The following is a 1,412-nucleotide window of genomic DNA, read 5'->3' as shown; positions in this document are numbered from 1 at the left end:
GAAAAAGAAAATTCAAGATGATTAAAAAATTTATTATTCAGAAAGCAAGAAATGAGAGAATCATAATAAACAAGTAGAGGAAACTGTTGTGAAATTAAAACCCCAAGAAATAGAAATTCAGAACATAGACCATCTAGGGATAGTAGCAGGAATCATAGATTCAATCGGAATAGTAGAAATAATAAATGAATTAATAGGAGTCGAAAAAGACGAAAAAGTAAATGCAGGTCAAGTAGTAAAAGCCATGATAATAAACGGGTTAGGATTTGTCTCCAAACCGTTATATATGTTTCCTAAATATTTTGAAACTATCGCTTGTGAACATCTAATAGGAACAGGAGTAAAACCAGAATATCTCAACGACGACAAACTAGGCAGAGTCATGGATAAACTATTTATCAAAGGATTAGATACAATATTTTTTATCATCGCCTTAAAAGCCGCCCAAAAATTTGGGGTATCACTATCAACATCACATCTAGACTCATCATCAATGCACCTACATGGGCAGTATAACACTAGCTTACCAGAAGTAATATTTGAGAGTCAAGAAATAGGAAATAACCAAGAATTAGAAGAAATAGCAGTAAAATCACCAAAAGAAATAACCATCAATTACGGAAATGCTGAGTGCAGGGCGTTTTATTATTGCTACGAACGTTTGAGATTCAAAGGAACTAAGTAATGATTCTATGCTAAGTGAATATAAAGCTCAACAATCATGTGAACGGGGGTTTGCTTTTCTCAAAGACCCATTATTTTTTGCCGACAGTATTTTCCTCAAAAGTCCTGAAAGAATAGAGTCTCTGGGAATGATTATGGGTTTATGTTTACTAGTTTATACTTTGGCGCAACGTCAAATTAGAAATGCTCTCTTCAATTCTAAATCAACAATTAAAAATCAATTAGGTAAAGCAACAGACCGCCCTACTTTGCGCTGGATTTTTCAATGCTTTCAGTGTATTCATTTGGTTATACTCAATCAGGAAGAACATATTTCTAATTGGAATAAGGACAGAGATTTTATCTTGAGTCTTTTACCAGATGATTGTTTACGTTACTATCAATTAGTCACCTAATTATTATCTCTATCAATTTAATTTCTCTTGTAAAGATGAGCTAATTTCTTTGATTTATAGCTCTATTTTACTATGTCTATAATTTCGTTTTTTACTTTAATTGATTAGGCTAACTTATGATTTGTCTTTTGAATCTCTTATTTTATTTATTTGTTGTCCTCTCCAGGTGGTGTGCATTCTTATTGTTTTTTATTGAGAATAGGTTTTGATGACGTTTTTGGCGATTTACTGTTTCTCAAATGCCTTTTTTCACTTTATATGTTTGTTTTCATGCTCCCTTTAATTTTTTCTCTACGTAATTTACCCCAGTGACAGTTTGGGGTGCGGAATGTG

General features: G+C 32.4%; 1 protein-coding gene and 1 pseudogene. Both read left to right on the top strand.

Annotated features, from left to right (window positions below):
- Positions 1-88 precede the first annotated feature (88 nt).
- Positions 89-1,079: pseudogene (locus ACIR131C_RS27265) on the top strand (IS1634 family transposase).
- Between the two features lie 132 nt (positions 1,080-1,211).
- Positions 1,212-1,391, top strand: coding sequence for a C4-dicarboxylate ABC transporter (locus ACIR131C_RS27260; protein WP_081677137.1), 180 nt, complete (start codon positions 1,212-1,214; stop codon positions 1,389-1,391).
- Positions 1,392-1,412 lie beyond the last annotated feature (21 nt).

It is taken from the genome of Dolichospermum circinale AWQC131C (genome assembly GCF_000426905.1).
GTDB lineage: Bacteria > Cyanobacteriota > Cyanobacteriia > Cyanobacteriales > Nostocaceae > Dolichospermum > Dolichospermum circinale.
Note: the sequence above shows the minus strand (reverse complement) of the source record. Positions and strands in the feature narration are given on the sequence as shown.